This window comes from Picosynechococcus sp. PCC 7003 (assembly GCF_001693255.1).
GTDB lineage: Bacteria > Cyanobacteriota > Cyanobacteriia > Cyanobacteriales > MRBY01 > MRBY01.
This window is the reverse complement of record NZ_CP016474.1, coordinates 1,248,789-1,267,397: the sequence shown is the minus strand read 5'-3', so window position 1 is coordinate 1,267,397 and position 18,609 is coordinate 1,248,789. Positions and strand designations below refer to the sequence as shown.

The window sequence follows — 18,609 nt, the reverse complement described above, 5'->3', positions numbered from 1 at the left end:
AAATTATTGCGCCATGACAAAGGGTAAAACTAAGCCGATCGCCATTCCCGCTAATACTAACCAGAGGGAATTCACTTGATATTTAATTAACAGAAATAAGGCGGCGATCGCCACGGCAAAGGTCAAAGGATCAACTAAAGAAGACTGGGCCAGAAACACGGTGACAACGGTCATGAGACTCAGCGCACCAATATTGACCCCATCGAGAAATGCCCGAAATGATTTGGCCTGGAGTAACTTAGGCAGGATTGGATTGAGAATTGCCACAAAGAGAAAAGAAGGAAGAAACATCCCCAAAGTGGCCACTCCCGCCCCCGGAACTCCCCCCAACAAATAGCCGATGAAAGTTGCCGTCGAAGATAAAGGCCCCGGGGTGATTTGACCAATGGCGATCGCATCGAGGAGTTGCTGATCCGTCAGCCAACCAAGACGTTCCACAAAATCGGCCCGCAAAAAAGCCACGAGAACATAGCCACTGCCGTAGAGCACCGCCCCCACCTTAAGGAACATCAAAAACAGCCAACCCAAACTAAAGTTTGCGGGGGTTGTGTTCAACCAAAGGAGAAAAGGGAGCGGGGTAAGGCTGCGAGTTTGGTCTGTTTTGAGCCATTGGGTGCTGAACTTTTTTCCAAAACCAATGAAGCCACTGATAAATAACAACCACAACTCATGAAGGCCGACCAGGTATAGCACCACGTTAAACACGGCCAAACCGACACCAAACTTATCTTTAATTGCTTTTTTGCCAAGTTTCCACAACGCCTGGGCAATGATGGCGATCGCCACCGGTTTAACCCCGTAGAGTAACCATTCCCCCTGGGGGGTTGCCCCAAACTGCTGATAGGCCACTGCACAGAGCAACATCAAAATCACAGCCGGGGCCGTAAAGCTAATGCCCCCCATAAGTAAACCCCACCAACCGGCCCGCTTAAAACTGAGGTGGATCGCCATTTCCGTCGAGTTGGGGCCAGGAATTAAATTGGTTGCGCCGAGAATATCGAGAAATTCCTGTTCCGTGAGCCAGTGGCGTTTTTTTACCACCTCGTCATGCATCATCGCAATATGAGCCACAGGGCCGCCAAATGCCGTAAAGCCTAATCGTAAAAATAATCGAGAAATTTCTTGCAGTTCAGCCCATTGCGCCATGATGAATGCCATCGAAATGTTTAATCATTTCCCCCTACCTCTAGGCCACAACCCCTAATAAATTCGTGCCACAATAAGTGAAAGATGACTATTGCATCACAGTGTAGGAGGGTTACCTATGGTTGCTACGCCAATTAAAACCGAAAAGCGGTTAACGATCCAGACAGAAAAGGTTAACGACAACACCACAACCATTCGTTCGCTGGATTGGGATCGCGATCGCTTTGACATTGAATTCGGTTTGCAAAATGGCACCACCTACAACTCCTACATCATCCGGGGCGAAAAGATTGCCCTTGTGGATACCTCCCACGCGAAGTTTCGGCAGCTATACCTCGATGCGCTTACCGGCGAGATTGACCCAAAAACCATTGACTACATCATCATCAGCCACACAGAACCGGATCACAGTGGTCTAGTGAAAGATGTTTTGAAAATTGCCCCCCAAGCGGTGGTGGTTGGTGCAAAAATTGCGATCAAATTCCTCAAGGATTTGGTACACGATCCCTTTGAATTTATCGAAGTGAAAAGTGGCGATCGCCTCGATTTGGGCAACGGTCACAACCTCGAATTTGTCAGTGCGCCAAACCTCCACTGGCCAGACACCATTTTCACCTACGACCCGGCGAGTGAGATTCTTTTCACCTGCGATGCCTTTGGGATGCACTATTGCTCCGACGACACCTACGATGAAAATCTCCAAGCAATTACGCCGGACTACCGTTTTTACTACGAATGCTTGATGGCCCCCAATGCCCGTTCTGTGCTGAGTGCGATGAAACGGGTGGATAAGCTCGACGGGGAAATTACCCTAGTTGCCAATGGCCATGGCCCGCTGCTAAAGCACAACACCAAGGAAATGATGGAATGGTACCGCCAGTGGAGCGAGGCCCAAACCAAGGGCGATAAGATGGCGGCGGTATTCTATGTCTCTGATTATGGCTATAGTGACCGCATCTCCCAGGCGATCGCCAAGGGGATTACCAAAGCCGGTGTCGCCGTGGAAATGGTCGATCTCAAGGTCGCTGATCCCCAGGATGTCCATGAAATTGTCGGTCGGGCCGCAGGACTGGTGATCGGGATGCCCCCCATCGACAGTGCCTATAACGCTGAATTAAGTAAAGCAGTGGGCACCATTCTCGCCGCGTCAAAGGATAAACAAGTATTTGGTATGTTTGAATCCTACGGCGGCAACGACGAGCCCATTGATCCATTGCAGATGCGGTTCCGCGATGCTGGCCTGACAAAAGCCTTCGATTCGATCCGCGTCAAGGACGACCCCAGTGAAGGACTCTATCAACTCTGCGAAGAATCTGGCACTGACCTCGGCCAATTGCTCACCCAAAAAGAAAAGCTCAAACAACGAAAAAATATCGATACCGAGCTCGATAAAGCGATGGGACGCATCAGCGGCGGCCTATACATCATCACCGCCCAGAAAGGCGACATGAAAGGGGCGATGGTGGCTTCCTGGGTGACCCAAGCCAGTTTTGAACCTCCTGGTTTTACGGTTGCAGTGGCGAAAGACCGGGCGATTGAATCTCTGATGCAAGTGGGCGATCGCTTTGTATTGAATATTCTCGAAGAAGGGAAATATCAGCCGTTAATGAAGCACTTCCTGAAGCGTTTCCCTCCTGGCGCTGATCGCTTTGCAGGCGTCAAGGTACAAACTGCGAAAAACGGTTCACCAATTCTGAATGATGCTCTTGCTTACCTAGAATGTGAAGTAATTAGCCGCATGGAATGTAGCGATCACTGGATTGTCTACAGTAAAGTTGATGCCGGTCGTGTGTCGAATCCTGATGGGTTGACGGCTGTCCACCACCGTAAAGTGGGCAACTACTACTAAATTCATTGTTTGAAATATTTTGAAAAGGGAGGGGACTTAGTTCTCTCTTTTTTTATGTTGTTTTGAAACAGAAAGAAAGCGATCGCCAAGGGGACTCTTACACTGCAACTATGGTCTTTTAGCAAAAATGAGTCTCTTCCCTGTGAAACCCCGTTATTTTCTTTCTTCATTACTGCTCTGTAGCTGTTTTTCTGTTTTCCAAGCAGCTCTAGCTGAATCAGAATCGACCAATCAATATACCCAAACCGTCACTCGCACTGTTTTGGCCGAGGGTCTACCAAAAGCGGCCCCTAACCAAATTTTAGAGTTGGTGCGTTACGAAATTCCCCCTTTTGCGACCCTACCGCCCCACATCCATCCTGGTTTACAAATTGCCCGGGTGGAGTTTGGTTTGTTGACCTATGCGGTTATTGAAGGAACGGCGCTGATTACCCGTGCAGATGGCACAAAAGAAAGCTTAACTCCGGGACAAAAAACCCTCCTCAAACCTGGAGATGCGGTAACAGAAGCCGAGGGAATGGTACATTTTGGGCAAAATGAAACTCCAGATCCAGTCATTTTACTCGCCACTTCTTTATTAACCGTTGGAGAACCAAAAGCAATCCTCATCGAAGAATAGTTAATCAAGGGGATAATGGGTTTCTAAATAAGCTAATGCAGAGGGGCGATCGCCAATGTTTTTATCAATGGTTTGTTGTAGGAGATCTGACAAAATATCCCGAAATTGTGGCCCCGGTTTATAGCCTAATTCTTTCAAATCAAAACCATCAAGGGGAGCCTGAATATGCTGCCAACGACGGAGATAATGCCAGAGATCATGGCGTAGTTTTTTCGGACTGATAGCCGCGAGTAAAATAATTTCTGGCAAGGATAAATGTTTGAGGGCAAAGACTTTTTCGCTGAGTTTTTTAGCTTGGGAAAGTTTCGGTAAAATTTCAGTTTGGTGCTGGGAAATTTTCGCTAACCGTTGCAAACTATCCTTCGGTAATTGCAGGCGATCGCCTACTTTTAAGCGTTCTGCTGGGGTCAAATTTAGCAACAAAGCTTCCAGTCGAAGCCGCCAATGTTCTAACTCATAATCGGAGTCGTGATAGCGCAACCAACGATCCACACAGCGGATTTGCCACCAGACATTCTCTGTCAAGGCTAGATTTTTGTGGATACATTTCAACGCGCCGAGATCATCCAACAATTGCAACGCAGGCTTCCAATATTTTGCTGTCAAAAGATATTTTAATTCTGCCCGTAAGCGCGTCGTTAAGGCTGGCGCTTGGGGTTTTTCGTGGTGCAATTTGTCGTAAATCCCAGAGGCGATCGCATAACGGATATAGTCTTCCGTTTGGACTTCTAGCTGAAAATTTAAGCGCACCGCAAACCGCACCGCCCGATAAATGCGCGTCGGGTCTTCGATGAAACTGTTGGCGTGGAGCACCCGAATTTGCCGTTTTTTGAGATCCCAAAGGCCGCCGAAAAAGTCCAGTAATTCCCCCGACCGGGGTTCTGTGAGACGTAAGCAGAGGGCATTGATCGTAAAATCACGCCGATACAAATCCTGCCGAATGGAACTCGCTTCTACCTCCGGATTCGCCGCCGGATAGGGATAAAATTCCGTCCGGGCGGTGGCAATGTCCAGCCATAGGGAACCCAACACCGGATCTTTATGCCATAAAATTGCTGCTGTTTGAAATTCCCCATGTACCGATAACCGCGCGTTGGGTTGGCGATCGCAAATGTAATTTGCCAAAGTCACCCCTGCTCCCACATCCGCCGCCGTATGGAAGCCATCCACCACCAGATCAATATCCTGGAGCAGTAATTCTTCGTCTGAATCTGAGAGCAATACATCCCGCACCGCTCCACCCACGAGATATAAATGCCAACCCCGTTTTTCCGCCTCCGTTGCCACTGCCTGTAATAACTGCCACAGAGAAGGGGCCAGCCGTTCCGCAAAAATTTCCCGTAGAGGATAGCGATTTTTGTCATCCTTGGGGGTGGGTAATAGATCGAGGGGCTGCTCGTCCTGGTGGTGCTGTCGCAAAACATCCGTCCGCGTCACAATGCCCAGGAGTTGGTCGCCCTCGATGACCGGTAATCGCCCAACGTCGTCAGTCACCATGATCGTTTCAATGTCGCGCATGGTGGTGTCTGAGGAAATGGTGCGCACCTCTCGGCTCATGTAACCCTTGACTGGAGCGTGGTGAAAGCCATGGTGAATTGCCAAATCCAGATCCCGCCGCGAAATAACGCCGACCAATTGTTGCCGATCATCCACCACCACTAACCCTGAATGGCCGTAGCGAAAAAGTACCCGCTGGGCCTCCTCAATGGTCGTTTGGGGCAAAATCGTGCGCACAGGAGCCGTCATTAAATCCCGTGCTGTTAGGGCAGGGGGCACCTGGGCAATAAATTCAGCATAGATTTTGTGCAACATTGCCTCTGGTTCGTTGAGACGCAAGCTCAAGGATGCGGCTTGATCATGGCCACCGCCACCATAGGGAGCAAACAGTCGATTGAGGCTTGTGCCTACAATCCGCGATCGCCCAATGATCACCATTTTCCCTTCCGAATCGGTCTGGTGATAAAAATGCCCAAGCAACAGCGCATCGAGATCCGTCATTTGCATCATCTGTTCGACGAGATTCGACAGTCCCGGCACAAAATTCGCTGTTTTTAATAGGACCCGCGCCACCCGATGGCCATCGACATTTTCCCGCTCCAGGTTGGCGATCGCCTCCGAAAACAAATGTTGCACCTGGGGCGAAAAACCGGGTTCAGCGTACTCCGCAATAATTTTCACCATCGCCCCCTGACCCATCAGCCAAGTCAAGGCCTGGGCATCTCGCACCGTTGTTTGGTCAAAGGTCAGTGATCCCGTATCCACATGAATCCCCAAGGCCATCACCGTCGCTGTGTAAGGATCTAACTCCACGCCCCGTGCCTGCAATTTTTCGGCAATGATCGTTGTTGTGGCCCCCACGTCCTCAATTTCCACATAGGTTGCCGGAATATCCCGCTCTTGATCGAGGTGATGATCATAAACTTCGATCTGCTTCACTTGGGGTCGATCTAGCCATTCCTGGGCCTTACCCAGCCGTTGTCGCTGCTGGTTGTCCACCACCATAATGGTTCGCAACTGTTCCGGATGGACTGAGCGCATTTCCACAAAGGGAAATTCCCCCCGATAGAGGGCGAGAAACCGTTTTACCCCTGGATGTGCGCCGCCAGTCAGCACAACCCGCGCCCCAACCCGCAAATATGCCAAGCCGATCGCCGCCCCTAGGGCATCAAAATCAACGGTTTGGTGACAGAGAATGACATCCATAAAATTTCAAAAAAAGGTTCGTGAGCTTAAGTTAGAATGTTAAGTAGAGTCCTCCTACCTACTTCAATGTCTTGCGGTGAAATGATTCAAACAAAAACAGTAGAACAAGTTTACCCTGAACATTTACCGTTTTTAGAGTCTATTTGCTGGCAAACTCACAACGTCTACAAATTTACGCCAGAACAAATGCTATCTCGTTACGAACGGGGTTGGCGTTATAAGAATATTTATACCCCTCCCCAGGGAGAAGAATTGGCGTTTCTAAAGAAACTGGCAAGACGTTATCATTCCTGGCTTCAAACTCAATTGTGATGTTTAAACTTGAGCATCACAACTCTATCTTAGAAGTTCTACAATCTCTGAACTCAAAACTTTTAATTGATTGTCAAGCTTATTTTGGGGGTGGCACTCTTCCAGCTCTGGATATGGGGGAATATCGCTGGAGCAAAGATATAGATTTTATTTGTTCTGTGACTTCCCAGGGTTATAAAAAACTGCGCACCCATTTATATCAGACAGGGGATCAAGGTTTATTTTTAAATGAAAATTCTTCATTAACGATTAGACGAGCTACCACTGATCAGTATGGTGTGCGATTGTTGGTAGAAATCAATCAAGTTCCGATTAAATTAGAAATTATTGCTGAGGTTCGTTTTGAACTGGACGAGCCGCGCTTCCCTCCGTGGTCACCTGTACCTTGCCTTAGTCTAAATGACTGTTTAACCAGTAAATTACTGGCTAATGCTGATCGCTACATGGATAGAAGTGTTGAATCCCGCGATTTGATCGATTTGGCTGTTTTACGTTTACACACAGAACTTTCCCGCGAGGCGATCGCCAAAGCAGAAAATGCCTATGAGGTGATTCGTCCCCTGGGTGATGCGATTAAATTCTTCCAAACAAACCCTGATTATCGCCAGCAATGTTTTGAAAGTCTTCAGATAGAGCGAGACTTTTGGCCTAACGTGATTGATGGCCTGGATTTGCTCGGTGCGGATCTCAAACTTGCCCCTACCACCAGAACATATTGGGAAGAGCGATCACCTTTTTGATGGCAACTTCTCCCTCAAGAAACTTTGCATTTACTAGGGAGTGGGAACAGAGCCGCTATAATGACTCACCATAAATCAAGGCTAATAAGCAAAAAACGAATCTATCGTGGCATCCCAGCGGATTTTAGCAGTTGTGAATGGTAAAGGAGGCGTTGGTAAAACCACTACCGCCGTCAATCTTGCCGCCATTTTTTTGGAAGTGTTGAAGCAGTATATCCAAGGACAGAAAAAGCCGTCTTTCTAGGACGGGGCTTGTATCCCATTATTTTTGGTTATTTTTGGTCAAACCACAGTACGCAAGACTCAGAGTAGAAGGTTTGTTGAGGCTCTGAAGCAATGCTACCGTAAATATTTCTACCTCTCATTTTAGCTTTTCGCTCTTTGTTCTCTCGACTGGTTGAGTCCTCAGCCTCAGTATTACTCATCGGGGCAAGCCTCGTACCAGGTAACGCACCGTCATATCAGTTTTGCCGGCGATGGGTTTGATCGAAGAACTCCGACTCACGCAGCACCAATGTCCTCATCAAACTCATTTCCTCCTGCAGGGCTACATCCCCTAACCGCATTACCAGAACCCTATCAAACTGCCTTTCGTCAGGGGAGTGCTCACCATCTGCCAGGGAAATTTTTACCCGCACAGACAGATTGGTTTGTCCAAATCTGTTTATTTCCGTTCATGCTGATGTATGCCTTGCCAGTTCTGGGAGTACTGATATCTCTTGTGTCTCAGGCCATCTATCAGCCCGACAGTTATCAGCGATTTTGGCAAACTCTAACCCAACAAAGCTTACCGGAGTTAGGATTTACGCTTTTTTTGTTCCTGCTCGTAGCAGTCTTAATCGGCTATTGCACCTATCTCGCCTGGGATCTGGCTCAATCATTTTACCGCACCTGGCATTGCTCCCAGTTGCGCAAACGGCAAGAGGAAGGCTACGGAATTGTGCTCTTGTCCCATGGGCTGGTGGGCCGTGTAATTGATAATCTAGGGCGACATAATTGTCTGTGGTTACCCCGCCAGGCGATCGCCGATATTGTCTGGCAACGAATGCGTGAAGAAGGGGCGAAACGATCCTACTGGGTGAATCGAACGTGCATCTGCTACCTGTCTGCCAAAGGAAAAAAACGCTGGCTAACGCTAAGAGGAGATATTGTCAATCTGGGTTGTTCCAGTTATGGGCCTACTGATGACCGAGCGGATCGCGCCCTTTACGAAGCCTTAATGGATTGGTGGAAAGGGCGATCGCCCGAATAAACGTAACCTTAAAGGGAAGGCGATCGCCGTCGTTGCTGCTTATTCTGGCGGATAATCAAAAATCCCATCGCCAGCCAAAAGACCAATAGCCCACCCGTCAGCAATAGCACCGGTACTAGACCAAAGCGGATAACAAGCGCCGGCGCTGCCGCTGTAAATAATCCACCACCGACAATGGGCTCAAAAAAGAGTTGTTTATAAGCAAAACTCTCAAACGCACCGGTGCGGTTCTCCGGATCGACCATTCTCAATAATAGAATGCCTGTGGCCGTCACCCCCATCGACTGTCCCATATCGCCGATTCCTTTTTCAAACCAATGACTCGGGAAAATGCGTGGGGCGAAATAAAGGAACATCAATACGTTCCAGGCAATGCCGACAACACTCAAAATGGTAAACACACCCAAGTTAGAACCAATTACACTCAGGGAAATGGATGCCAGTGCCGTCACCACGACCACGTCCAAGGCTAAACCCGCAATGTTGCTCATCAACGATCGAATAATTAAAGGCGCTAACCCCAGACGTTCCATCACCAACTGAACAATGATGCCGCCGATCAGAGCCATGGGGAATAACGGCACATAGGAGAGGACCTCAAATCCTGTTTGCCCCCAGGTGACCGACTCCACCCAAACCAATGCTTCTAGGATAAGCCAACCAATCACAATCGCCGCGCCGACAATGCCAAAATTGATCGACAGGGGATCAATTAATAAATTGCGCATGAGTTGAGCCCGACGACGGCGCACCTCAGGGGATTCCGTTTCTGTCAGTTCCGGTACACCGTCCAAATCTTCTACAGCTTTCTGAAAAGATGTGACATGGCCCTTACGCCTGCCCCAATCCGCGAGGGCTGTACCAGCGATAATTCCACCGACAATGCCTACCGTGGCAATGCCCAAGGCAAGATCCGCACCCGCCTCAAAGCCCAGTTCAGTAAACGTCTCGGCCATCCCGCCGGCGGTGCCATGCCCCCCTTCAAACCCAATCTCGATCAAGCAAGCGGCAATGGGATTGACACCAAATATCGGCATTAGGATCAGCAGGGTCACCAGGATTCCCACCACATATTGACCCCAGGCCAGCGTTTGACCAAAGATGACTTGAGGAGCCGTTTTTGTCCAAATATCTTTTGGTCGTGGAATCGCTTCCCCAAGGAACAAAGCCGCAAAAACAATATTGATAAAAATCCCTGGGGACTGTGACCAAACGGCGCGAATCGGTTCCGAAAAAAGCCCATCTGACAGGATCGAGGTTCCCCCAGAAATCGCAGTGGCGATCGCCCCTAAAACTTGAGGCCCCAGCAGCAGTGCTAACACGCCGGCCACAATCGATTCAGGTAAATAAAGCCTCTGGATCCAGTGTATTTTTTGTTTGACATACCGTCCCGCTAAAACCAGCAATGCAATCAGGATAAAGGCAAAAAAAACGTCTCTGAGCGTAAACATGACTCCGCTTAGTCCACTAAATAAACATCCTGAACAGGAAAGTGACAGACTGTGTGACAAGCGTGAGTGCAACAAAATTCATCCTGTTTTTCTTTGATTTTATGGATGAGTTGTTCGCTAACTTACTGTTTCACTGACCTGAGTAGGTTGACTTGCATCATAGGGAAAGTTTGAAATCACGGAGTGATTAGAGTTACAGAACTCCACAGAAGCGTTGGTCTGATGTACAGTGCTTCATGTACAATCTCGCTTTTTGCAGGTGGCGATCGCCTTGCCCCCATTGCCCATCAGAGTCAACAATCTAAAATTCATTGCAATTTACTCAGCAAACATCTCTGCCAAAGTTTCAAGCACTATTCTTTGTTCATCTTGACTAATTTGACCCAGCTTTTTGACGAGTCGAGATTTATCGATCGTGCGAATTTGATCGAGAACAATTTGCCCACTTTTACCCTGAAACTGACAGATAACACGGGTTGGATAGGCTTTTCCTTTCGTTGTCATCGGTGCAACAATTACCGTCGCAATATGACGGTTCATTTCATCCGGTGAAATGATCACACAGGGGCGTGTCTTTTGGATTTCACTACCGATAGTGGGGTCAAGATTCACCAAAAAAACATCGAAACGTTTGGCTACCATTCCCATTCTGTTCGATCCCAATTGGTAGCGTTGATGTCATCCAGCAGAACATCATCCTGTCGCTGGGCCATGGTCGAGAAGGCTTCATCCCAGCCTGGGCGTGAGCGGGAGGCGGTGCGAATGGTTAGATGATCGCCTTGCACTTCGATTTCAACTTCTGTATCAATGCCACTTTGTTCCAAAAGTAGCTTAGGAATGCGAATGCCTTGGGAGTTCCCGATTTTCACGATGCGGGTTCTGATTACTGCGCCCATGACTGACTGAGTTTAATAAGGAATGTAATTACATTGTAGCCACAAAAGCTATTTGATGAATTTTGATCTGGCCCATTACTGGGGGCGATCGCCAACGGGAACGATCAATAATAGAGGGCTGCCCATTCTACGATTCCCATGGCAAAACTCCGCGAAATTACCGTTTCCCCCCAACTGAAAAAGCATCTCGTGCAAGGTCATCCTTGGATCTATCGCGATAAATTGCCGAAGAATCTCCGCTTCGAAACAGGGGAATGGTTGCGGGTCAAATGCGGCAACTGGACGGGGTTCGGTCTCTGGGATAACAAAAGTCCCATCGCTGTGCGTATTTTCTCCCAACGGCATCTGCCAGACCGCCGCTGGTTACAACAGCAGGTACAGACAGCCTGGGATCTGCGGGAACCTCTGCGACAAAGCAATTGCACTGCCTACCGTTGGCTCTTTGGGGAAGGCGATCGCCTGCCGGGGATTACGGTGGATCTCTATGGGGAATATGCCGTCGTGCAAACCTACATGGAAGCGGCTAATGTGTTGCTCGATTGGCTAGTGCGATCGCTGCGGGAAGTCGCCCCACTACAGGGAATTTTATGGCGCACCAAACATTTAGAAAATTTAGAAGATCGCGATACAGACAGCAAAACCCAAGTGCTCTGGGGCAAGGAACCCAAGGGCGATATTACCGTGACTGAACATGGTCTGGTTTTCCAGGTGAATCTGCAAACGGGTCAAAAAACAGGATTATTTCTTGATCACCGGGAAAATCGCAAATTTATTGGCGAAATTAGCCGCGATAAAACTGTTCTCAACTGTTTTTCCTACACTGGGGCTTTTTCCCTCTATGCCCTACGCGGTGGTGCAAACCAAGTGACCAATGTCGATGTGGGCAAGCAGTTGGCTGAAGTGGCCAATGCCAATGTGCGCCTCAATCATTTTGACCCAGATAAACATACCTTTGTCACCGCCGACTGTTTTGATGTTCTCAACCGCTACGCCCAAGAAAAACAAACCTTCGATATTGTGATCCTCGATCCCCCCAGTTTCGCCAAAAGTAAGAAAAATCGCTTTGCCGCCATTCGTGCCTACACTAAGTTAAACGCCCTTGCCCTCCAATGCGTTGCCCCCGACGGGTTACTAGTCTCTGCCAGTTGCACCAGCCAAGTCAGCCCCGAAGCCTTTCGAGAAATGCTTGCCACTGCCGCCGCTTCCGCCAATTATTATCTCCAAATCATCCACGAGGCCGGACAACCCCTCGATCATCCGGTGCCAGCCGCCTTTTCAGAAGGACGCTATTTAAAATTTGTCGTCGCGAAGGTCAGCCCGATTATTTAGCGATTGTTCAACTCACGCCTTCGGGTGCAAAATCCCAAAGACAGAGGTGTAGCCATGCAAAAAGGTGCGATCGCCGACGGGGCCAATTTCCCCATTGCAGAAAAATCCCCCTAAATTGGGTGTCGGCAAGGCCGTAGAAAAGAGGGTCGAATCAAAGTTTGCCTCCCCATAGAGTCCTTTTCCGCGACCGAGACAAGCAAACATCAAAGCGCCAAAGGGGGGTTCTAGCGGCTCGCCTGCTTGGAACTGTTGTAACAGCACCGAGAGATCTTCGGCGGAGGTTTCTGCATCCCGCAGGTGGAACTGTATCCTTTGGCCCGCCCGAATGCGATCGCCGACAGCAATGGCCCCAGCCCTAGGGTCTACCCCAAGCAAATTGCGAATCAAAAAATCCCCGTGGATGAGCTTTTGCTTAAAAGCATCCATGGCAATGCCAATAAAGAGAGAATCCTGGGCAAGGGCTTGATCTTCTTCATCCAACTCGGCGATTAATTCTTGTAGAAACCGTAGGGGAGACCCATGACGGAGCTGTTCACCATCCGCCACCGACAATTCAGTGATGATATTGCGATCGCACTGGGTGATTTGATACACCTCACCGATAGGCCGACATCCCTGGGCGACGATGGTTTCCATCTGAATATTCCCCGCTAAAGCCACCCCCACTGTCCCAGAACGCAATAGGGTTGGTTCTTGGTCTACTTCGTAGTAAAACAAACCGCTGGCTGTTCTGCCCCTGGAGCTTGTCAGTCCCCCGACCTTGGCTGCGTTTGGATAGGCAAAATCAAGGCCCGCCAATAGGTCTGTAATACTCGACGAAAAGGGATCCGCCAACAAAATAAAATTTGGTTCCGCCTCAGGAGTGACCCCAAAAATATCGATCCAGGGATCAGGGGCACTATCTAAATCGGGTAAATCTGTCTCGGTCACATGGAAAGGCATTACTTCCACATCGGGCAAATGGGCCACCGTCAAACTGAGGGCAGGTTGTCCTTCGCATTCCTGGGTTTCTCCAGCCGCGTCAGTGCCAATAATGCTCACGCCACCGCAACCAATCACCACTTTACAGGCTAATTTTTCCGTCAATAGCGGCAAAACCCGGGCGTATTCGCTGGCAAATGCTGCTGAGATGAAGAGAATGGCGAGATCCGCGCTACCAGAGAGATTTTCTTGGATTTGGGCAACGACTTCATCAATGGCTCCTTCTAGGGAGGCTTGGGTCGAGAGGGCATTCAGCCACTGAAACGGATGGGTATCGACTGCTGGTTGTGCCCCAGTGATTCCTAATTTTTTCCACAATGCCTTGAGCATACTGACACATCTTGAATCGGTTGCGGTTTTTGAGACTCTCCCAAAGTCTTTAGCTTACAAGGAAAAGGTCGGAGAAAACCAGGGTCTACCTCCAGACAGATGGCATTTTTCTCACGGTGGCGATCGCCTGCATTATGTAACGGAATATTACAAAAAAGACGGCATAACGCTATAGCAGCTTGACGGTCTCTGATGGTCTGGGTACAGTAGGGCGGTATACCCCATCGGGTAAAGCTTCCATTAGTTGTATGCAAGATAAGCAAAAAGTCACCCTCTATCTGCCTGCGGCGATCCATCGTCAGCTCAAAATCAAGGCAGCCCTCGATGCAGATTCCATGTCTGCTTTAGTGGAAAAAGCCGTGGCCTTCTATCTACAACACCCTGAAGTGGTAGAAGAAGTACAAGAAACCTATGGCCAAACCCACCGTTTCCACATTTGTCCCGATTGCGAAGGGGCGGTGGTACTCCGGGATGGACAACTGGTTTCCCTCAAGAGGCAGCCAACGGTACTCCTTGATGAAGAGATTGCACAGGATTTGCAAAGTGCAAAGGGTGCTGCGGATGGGGCAGAACTAGTCACTTGCTAGCTGTCCAATTGGCGATCGCCGTTTATTTTCTTTCCTATTACCTCCACCTTGGTCGATGTGGTGCCGCCTAATTCCCCCTTTTAGAACGTCAGGACTAAACCCATGAAAGAAGAGCTCAATACCCTCATTCAAGCTCAATACCCCCTGATCTACCTCATCACCCCTGAGGAGGAACGGGCCGAGGCGGCGATCGCCCACATTGCGCAACTGTGTGAATATCAAAATGTTTTTGTCTGGACGATGACCCATGGATTGGTGGAATACGGTTCCGACCGCAAGCCCCAAACCCGCACCCTCTCCGCAGAGGCGGCCATTCGCGAAGTCATTCATCACAATGATTCTGGCATTTTTATCTTTAAAGATCTGCACCCGTTTTTAGATGATCCCAGCACGGTCCGCTGGTTACGGGATGCGATCGCCAGCTTTAAGGGCCGCCAAAAGCACATCATTTTAATGTCTCCCTATCAGAAGGTGCCCCTCGAACTTGAAAAAGACGTTGTTGTCCTGGATTTTCCTTTCCCGACCCTCGACGAACTCGATCAAGTTCTCGCCCAATACCTCAATCCCCGGCACCCCATTTCCCCCGTCGTGCGAGAAAAACTCCTCAAGGCAGCCCTGGGCCTGACTAAGGACGAAGCCGAGAAAGTTTATCGCAAAGCCCAGGTTAAGGCGAAGAAACTCACTGCTTTAGAGGTAGAAATTGTCCTCTCCGAGAAAAAACAACTCATTCGCCGTAACGGCATCCTCGAATTTATCGAAGAAGATGAAACCATTGATGCCATTGGTGGTTTAGAGGAACTCAAGCGTTGGCTCAAACAGCGTTCCAATGCCTTTACCGAAGCCGCACGGGAATATGGACTGCCCCAACCCAAGGGGATGCTGATTCTCGGCGTACCGGGTTGTGGTAAATCACTCCTTGCCAAAACCACCTCTCGGTTGTGGGGTCTACCGCTCCTCCGCCTAGATATGGGCCGAGTATATGATGGCTCCACTGTGGGTAAATCCGAAGCGAACCTCCGCAGTGCCCTAAAAACCGCTGAGTCTATTTCTCCAGCAATTCTCTTCATTGACGAATTGGACAAAGCCTTTGCGGGTTCCTCTGGATCTGCAGATTCTGATGGGGGTACCTCCAGCCGTATCTTTGGCTCGTTTCTCACTTGGATGCAAGAAAAAGAATCCCCCGTTTTCGTGATGGCTACTGCGAATCGAGTAGATCGGCTACCAGGGGAATTTCTCCGGAAAGGGCGATTCGATGAAATCTTTTTTGTGGATCTCCCCAACCCCAGCGAACGGGAAGCGATCTTTAATATCCACCTCCACAAACGTCGGCCAGTTGGCGATCGCTTCGACACAGAACAACTGGCAAAAATATCAGAAGGTTTTTCCGGTGCGGAAATCGAGCAGGCAATCATTGCCGCCATGTACGAGGCCTTTGCCCAGGATCGCGAGTTTACCCAACTCGATATTATCGCCGCGATCAAGGCAACTTTGCCCCTTTCCCGCACCATGACTGAACAGGTCAATAGTCTCCGCGATTGGGCCAGACAGCGCGCCCGACCTGCTTCAGCCTCCGTCGCCGAATACCAGCGATTGGAGTTCTAACAGGCTTAATCTGTCCCGGATTAAGGTCAACAAGATTCCCAGCTTGTTGGCATTTAAAAAACCACTTTTATAAGTGGTCTTTACACAAAAAAGTCAAATGTTGTTGTTTTTGGAGAATTATTCCAATGTCCCACTTTAGCACTCTCCGGACTAAAATCACCGATGCCGCCGTTCTCAAAACTTCCCTGCAAGACCTCGGAATTTCTGTGAATACCGATGCTGCAGTTCGCGGCTACAACGGCCAACAGATTCAAGCAGACATCGTGGCTACCCTCGAAGGCGATTATGACCTCGGCTGGACTCGCAATGCCGATGGCAGCTTTGACCTCATCGCCGATCTCTGGGGTGTCGCGAAGAAGCACAACCAAACTGAACTGATCAATTCCATCAACCAGAAGTACGCCATCAACAAGACCCTTGCTGAGGTTAAGCAACGCGGTCTCAACAATGCGAACGTCAAGCTGGTATTACAAAAGTAACGACTAAATGCGTTCCCACAAAGAGCTAGGGTTGGTCTCACAGCAGAGATCGACCCTTTTTCATTGGGTCTTGGGCTGGGGTCTTAGGTTAGACCAATATTTCAGCAGCCAGACTCAATTAAGTAACATTAAAAGAAGTGCACCTCTCTACCGGAATGTTTAGGATTACAGAAGGCAGCCCACCGTTTTGTGCCTAGTTATGTTTGGCATGGGAGGAGGTCACGGGCTCAATTTAATTAAAATGTTGGTCTAAAATTTTTATGAAATCTAAATTTTTACTTTTTTTGAGTGTAGCAACGCTTCAGACAGCACTCTTTGGTTGTGGCCTAATTAGTGTGAACGTCCCAGGAGGGGAAGGCACCACGAGTGGCGAAGAAACCACAACAACTACTGACACTTCAACTGGACAGGCATCTACTGAAAATTTGACGGCGGATTGGGTTGATTTTCAAACGGAAAATGGCAAGCTCGCGGTTAAGTTTCCGGGGACTCCCCAAACGGAAAGTCAAACGACCCCCTCTGATCTCGGTGAACTACAGTTCACGATGACGTCCTATGCGGACGACGCCAATACGCAATTTTTTATGGTGAGTAGTGTCACTTATCCGGTTGCCCCTGATCAATATGATGCGGCCCAAGGACTCGAAGCGGCGAAGGAAGGAGCTGCCAGCAACTCAGGTTCGACGATTGTTTCCGATGAGCCGAGCGATAAGTTTGGGATTCCGGGGAAAAAATTGGTAATGAATGCCGCCCAGGATAATGGTGAGGTTTATACAACCCGCGCTGAAATTTATATTGATCCCAACGGCCCCACACTGCACCAAATTTTGATGGTGACGGAAGGCGATCGCGTGGATAGTCCAGAGGCCAATGCATTTTTTGATTCTGTCAATATTACACCTATCTAAAACTTTTCGGTCTGTAAAAGCCTGATACAGCAATAGCCCCGATGGATCAACACCAGGGCTATTTTTTATGGCCTTTTTATGGCCGAAATTTAAAGGGCAAATTTACCGCACGCTACATTGGAGGGTCCGGAGGGTAGCCGCAGCGGCATAGTTTCGTTGGGAAGCGGTATCGGGGAAAAAGCGATCGCCACTTTCATTTAAAGGAGAGGCCACACGGCAGTAGGTAGACATTTGGGCGGCTAAATCATTGGCCCAGTGACCCGCCGTATCACTAAAGGCAATAGGGCCATTGGTGGCAACAAGGGTCATGGGTTGGCCTTGGGCGGCCTTAGCGTATTCTGCGGTGCGACGGAGAACAGCCAATAGTTCGGCTCGGGTCACAGGTTGAGTGGGCCGGAAAGTCCCATCGGGATAGCCGCTGACAATATTATTGGCCTGGGCCCAGGTGATTTTCGCGGCACTCCAACGGTCGGCAGCCACATCAGGATAGGGGGCGTTGGTAACTTGGGCGGGCACAGCCAGGGAGGCATTGGGAATGCTTTGGAGACCTTCGATGGCCATGGAAACCAACTGTTCGCGGGTAAGGACATCGGTGGGACGGAAGGTATTGTCGTTGAAACCAGCAATAAACCCGACATTCACCGCTTGGGCAATTTCGCTACGGTAGATATCACCACTGATATCGGTAAATTGGGCGGCCGTACTACCGGGATCAACGGTTTCGGTGGGGCTTGGGGTATCTGGCAGAACGGTTTCCATACCCGGAACAGCACCTAGCATCACAATAGAGCTTTTGGTAATTCCGGCGACAAGATCATCAATGGTGGGTTTTCTGAGGACGGCAGTTTGACTACCATCACTGGAAAAATAAAAGTGTCCCAGAGGGCGATCTTCAAAGGTACGGCGGGTAAATTCCCAGCCGGGGAGGAGGTTGAATTTCAGAAAGCCTTCGGTGAGGCCATTACTACGACCAATGACAATTTCTTCTTGATCATCATCTTTGGGAGTTGCCACCAACAAAATCTCATTTTCGAAGGGGGTAATACGTAATAAGTAACTCTGGCCAAAATCTTGCCCATTGATCCGCATGGAATAGCCGTTACTATCGGTGCTACGGCGACAATAACCGGTAAAGTCAAAGTTCAACAGCAGCGGATCAACGCGAGTCGGATTTGCTCCAGTTTCGGCCCAGCATTGTTTGCGGTCTTCGCGTTCGAGTTGTTCGACCACAAGGAGATTATAGCCACCATTACTGAGGGGGACGGCGATCGCCGCCATGGTTTCGGGGTTGATCTCTGCTTCTCCAAAAACAGTTTGGGCCTGGGTGCGCCCCAGGGGAACAACACTACTGAGGGTTGCAAGGGCGATCGCCAACATTTTTCCGGATAAGGCAGCTTTAGACATGACAAATAATCTTGGATTTTA

Annotated in this window: 18 protein-coding genes; 11 read left to right on the top strand and 7 right to left on the bottom strand. The window is 49.3% G+C overall.

Annotated elements, in window-relative coordinates; translation table 11 throughout:
- Positions 1–3: 3 nt before the first annotated feature.
- Positions 4–1,158, bottom strand: coding sequence for a chromate efflux transporter (gene chrA / locus AWQ21_RS06065; RefSeq protein ID WP_232315085.1), 1,155 nt, complete (start codon positions 1,156–1,158; stop codon positions 4–6).
- Between the two features lie 106 nt (positions 1,159–1,264).
- Between chrA and AWQ21_RS06060 the strand changes: the two genes are divergently transcribed.
- Both AWQ21_RS06060 and AWQ21_RS06055 read left to right on the top strand, forming a co-directional pair.
- Positions 1,265–2,995 (top strand): diflavin flavoprotein, encoded by a 1,731-nt coding sequence (locus tag AWQ21_RS06060; protein WP_065713757.1) that lies wholly within the window; start codon positions 1,265–1,267, stop codon positions 2,993–2,995.
- 127 nt (positions 2,996–3,122) lie between these two features.
- A complete protein-coding gene (locus AWQ21_RS06055; RefSeq protein WP_232315084.1) occupies positions 3,123–3,614 on the top strand; it encodes a cupin domain-containing protein in 492 nt (163 codons plus the stop codon).
- Here AWQ21_RS06055 and AWQ21_RS06050 read toward each other — a convergent pair whose 3' ends face one another.
- Positions 3,615–6,317, bottom strand: a complete 2,703-nt coding sequence (locus tag AWQ21_RS06050; protein ID WP_065713756.1) for a CBS domain-containing protein — start codon at positions 6,315–6,317, stop codon at positions 3,615–3,617.
- A 66-nt stretch (positions 6,318–6,383) separates the two neighbouring features.
- Between AWQ21_RS06050 and AWQ21_RS06045 the strand changes: the two genes are divergently transcribed.
- The 4 genes from AWQ21_RS06045 (at position 6,384) to AWQ21_RS06035 (ending at position 8,621) form a co-directional block, all read left to right on the top strand.
- Positions 6,384–6,629: a hypothetical protein gene (locus AWQ21_RS06045; protein ID WP_232315083.1), complete on the top strand. Its 246-nt coding sequence runs from the start codon at positions 6,384–6,386 to the stop codon at positions 6,627–6,629.
- Positions 6,629–7,369: a nucleotidyl transferase AbiEii/AbiGii toxin family protein gene (locus AWQ21_RS06040; protein ID WP_232315082.1), complete on the top strand. Its 741-nt coding sequence runs from the start codon at positions 6,629–6,631 to the stop codon at positions 7,367–7,369. Before AWQ21_RS06045 ends, AWQ21_RS06040 begins: the two co-directional genes overlap by 1 nt.
- A 106-nt stretch (positions 7,370–7,475) precedes the next feature.
- Complete coding sequence (locus AWQ21_RS16670; RefSeq protein ID WP_261340611.1) at positions 7,476–7,613, top strand: ParA family protein; 138 nt, start codon at positions 7,476–7,478, stop codon at positions 7,611–7,613.
- Positions 7,614–7,883: 270 nt separating this feature from the next.
- Complete coding sequence (locus AWQ21_RS06035; RefSeq protein WP_157094706.1) at positions 7,884–8,621, top strand: hypothetical protein; 738 nt, start codon at positions 7,884–7,886, stop codon at positions 8,619–8,621.
- Between the two features lie 8 nt (positions 8,622–8,629).
- On the opposite strand, the gene AWQ21_RS06030 is transcribed toward AWQ21_RS06035, so the two are convergent.
- From AWQ21_RS06030 to AWQ21_RS06020, 3 genes are all read right to left on the bottom strand, one after another.
- Positions 8,630–10,072: a sodium/glutamate symporter gene (locus tag AWQ21_RS06030; protein WP_065713752.1), complete on the bottom strand. Its 1,443-nt coding sequence runs from the start codon at positions 10,070–10,072 to the stop codon at positions 8,630–8,632.
- Positions 10,073–10,390: 318 nt separating this feature from the next.
- Complete coding sequence (locus AWQ21_RS06025; RefSeq protein WP_315862239.1) at positions 10,391–10,714, bottom strand: type II toxin-antitoxin system PemK/MazF family toxin; 324 nt, start codon at positions 10,712–10,714, stop codon at positions 10,391–10,393.
- On the bottom strand, positions 10,708–10,968 hold the full coding sequence (locus AWQ21_RS06020; protein ID WP_065713750.1) for an AbrB/MazE/SpoVT family DNA-binding domain-containing protein: 261 nt from the start codon (positions 10,966–10,968) through the stop codon (positions 10,708–10,710). Before AWQ21_RS06020 ends, AWQ21_RS06025 begins: the two co-directional genes overlap by 7 nt.
- A gap of 138 nt (positions 10,969–11,106) precedes the next feature.
- On the opposite strand from AWQ21_RS06020, the gene AWQ21_RS06015 reads away from it, so the two are divergent.
- Positions 11,107–12,297 carry a class I SAM-dependent rRNA methyltransferase gene (locus tag AWQ21_RS06015; protein WP_065713749.1) on the top strand — a complete coding sequence of 397 codons (1,191 nt, stop codon included), beginning with the start codon at positions 11,107–11,109 and terminating at the stop codon, positions 12,295–12,297.
- Positions 12,298–12,309: 12 nt separating this feature from the next.
- Here AWQ21_RS06015 and AWQ21_RS06010 read toward each other — a convergent pair whose 3' ends face one another.
- Positions 12,310–13,608 (bottom strand): FIST N-terminal domain-containing protein, encoded by a 1,299-nt coding sequence (locus AWQ21_RS06010; protein ID WP_083997977.1) that lies wholly within the window; start codon positions 13,606–13,608, stop codon positions 12,310–12,312.
- A 248-nt stretch (positions 13,609–13,856) separates the two neighbouring features.
- Here AWQ21_RS06010 and AWQ21_RS06005 point away from each other — a divergent pair, with 248 nt between their 5' ends.
- From AWQ21_RS06005 to AWQ21_RS05990, 4 genes are all read left to right on the top strand, one after another.
- On the top strand, positions 13,857–14,195 hold the full coding sequence (locus tag AWQ21_RS06005; protein WP_065713748.1) for a hypothetical protein: 339 nt from the start codon (positions 13,857–13,859) through the stop codon (positions 14,193–14,195).
- Between the two features lie 102 nt (positions 14,196–14,297).
- Positions 14,298–15,797, top strand: a complete 1,500-nt coding sequence (locus AWQ21_RS06000; protein ID WP_065713747.1) for an AAA family ATPase — start codon at positions 14,298–14,300, stop codon at positions 15,795–15,797.
- A 125-nt stretch (positions 15,798–15,922) separates the two neighbouring features.
- Positions 15,923–16,276: a DUF1257 domain-containing protein gene (locus AWQ21_RS05995; protein WP_012306802.1), complete on the top strand. Its 354-nt coding sequence runs from the start codon at positions 15,923–15,925 to the stop codon at positions 16,274–16,276.
- A gap of 260 nt (positions 16,277–16,536) precedes the next feature.
- Positions 16,537–17,184, top strand: a complete 648-nt coding sequence (locus AWQ21_RS05990) for a hypothetical protein (RefSeq protein ID WP_065713746.1) — start codon at positions 16,537–16,539, stop codon at positions 17,182–17,184.
- A 102-nt stretch (positions 17,185–17,286) separates the two neighbouring features.
- Here AWQ21_RS05990 and AWQ21_RS05985 read toward each other — a convergent pair whose 3' ends face one another.
- Entirely contained in the window at positions 17,287–18,588 is a 1,302-nt protein-coding gene (locus tag AWQ21_RS05985; RefSeq protein WP_065713745.1) for a DUF3747 domain-containing protein, read from the bottom strand.
- Positions 18,589–18,609 lie beyond the last annotated feature (21 nt).

Excerpts from the sequence above, each read along its gene's own strand:
- chrA (WP_232315085.1), bottom strand. The coding sequence starts at position 1,158 with ATGGCATTCATCATGGCGCAATGGGCTGAACTGCAAGAAATTTCTCGA.
- AWQ21_RS06060 (WP_065713757.1), top strand. The coding sequence starts at position 1,265 with ATGGTTGCTACGCCAATTAAAACCGAAAAGCGGTTAACGATCCAGACA.
- AWQ21_RS06055 (WP_232315084.1), top strand. The coding sequence starts at position 3,123 with ATGAGTCTCTTCCCTGTGAAACCCCGTTATTTTCTTTCTTCATTACTG.
- AWQ21_RS06050 (WP_065713756.1), bottom strand. The coding sequence starts at position 6,317 with ATGGATGTCATTCTCTGTCACCAAACCGTTGATTTTGATGCCCTAGGG.
- AWQ21_RS06045 (WP_232315083.1), top strand. The coding sequence starts at position 6,384 with ATGTCTTGCGGTGAAATGATTCAAACAAAAACAGTAGAACAAGTTTAC.
- AWQ21_RS06040 (WP_232315082.1), top strand. The coding sequence starts at position 6,629 with ATGTTTAAACTTGAGCATCACAACTCTATCTTAGAAGTTCTACAATCT.
- AWQ21_RS06035 (WP_157094706.1), top strand. The coding sequence starts at position 7,884 with ATGTCCTCATCAAACTCATTTCCTCCTGCAGGGCTACATCCCCTAACC.
- AWQ21_RS06030 (WP_065713752.1), bottom strand. The coding sequence starts at position 10,072 with ATGTTTACGCTCAGAGACGTTTTTTTTGCCTTTATCCTGATTGCATTG.
- AWQ21_RS06025 (WP_315862239.1), bottom strand. The coding sequence starts at position 10,714 with ATGGTAGCCAAACGTTTCGATGTTTTTTTGGTGAATCTTGACCCCACT.
- AWQ21_RS06020 (WP_065713750.1), bottom strand. The coding sequence starts at position 10,968 with ATGGGCGCAGTAATCAGAACCCGCATCGTGAAAATCGGGAACTCCCAA.
- AWQ21_RS06015 (WP_065713749.1), top strand. The coding sequence starts at position 11,107 with ATGGCAAAACTCCGCGAAATTACCGTTTCCCCCCAACTGAAAAAGCAT.
- AWQ21_RS06010 (WP_083997977.1), bottom strand. The coding sequence starts at position 13,608 with ATGCTCAAGGCATTGTGGAAAAAATTAGGAATCACTGGGGCACAACCA.
- AWQ21_RS06005 (WP_065713748.1), top strand. The coding sequence starts at position 13,857 with ATGCAAGATAAGCAAAAAGTCACCCTCTATCTGCCTGCGGCGATCCAT.
- AWQ21_RS06000 (WP_065713747.1), top strand. The coding sequence starts at position 14,298 with ATGAAAGAAGAGCTCAATACCCTCATTCAAGCTCAATACCCCCTGATC.
- AWQ21_RS05995 (WP_012306802.1), top strand. The coding sequence starts at position 15,923 with ATGTCCCACTTTAGCACTCTCCGGACTAAAATCACCGATGCCGCCGTT.
- AWQ21_RS05990 (WP_065713746.1), top strand. The coding sequence starts at position 16,537 with ATGAAATCTAAATTTTTACTTTTTTTGAGTGTAGCAACGCTTCAGACA.
- AWQ21_RS05985 (WP_065713745.1), bottom strand. The coding sequence starts at position 18,588 with ATGTCTAAAGCTGCCTTATCCGGAAAAATGTTGGCGATCGCCCTTGCA.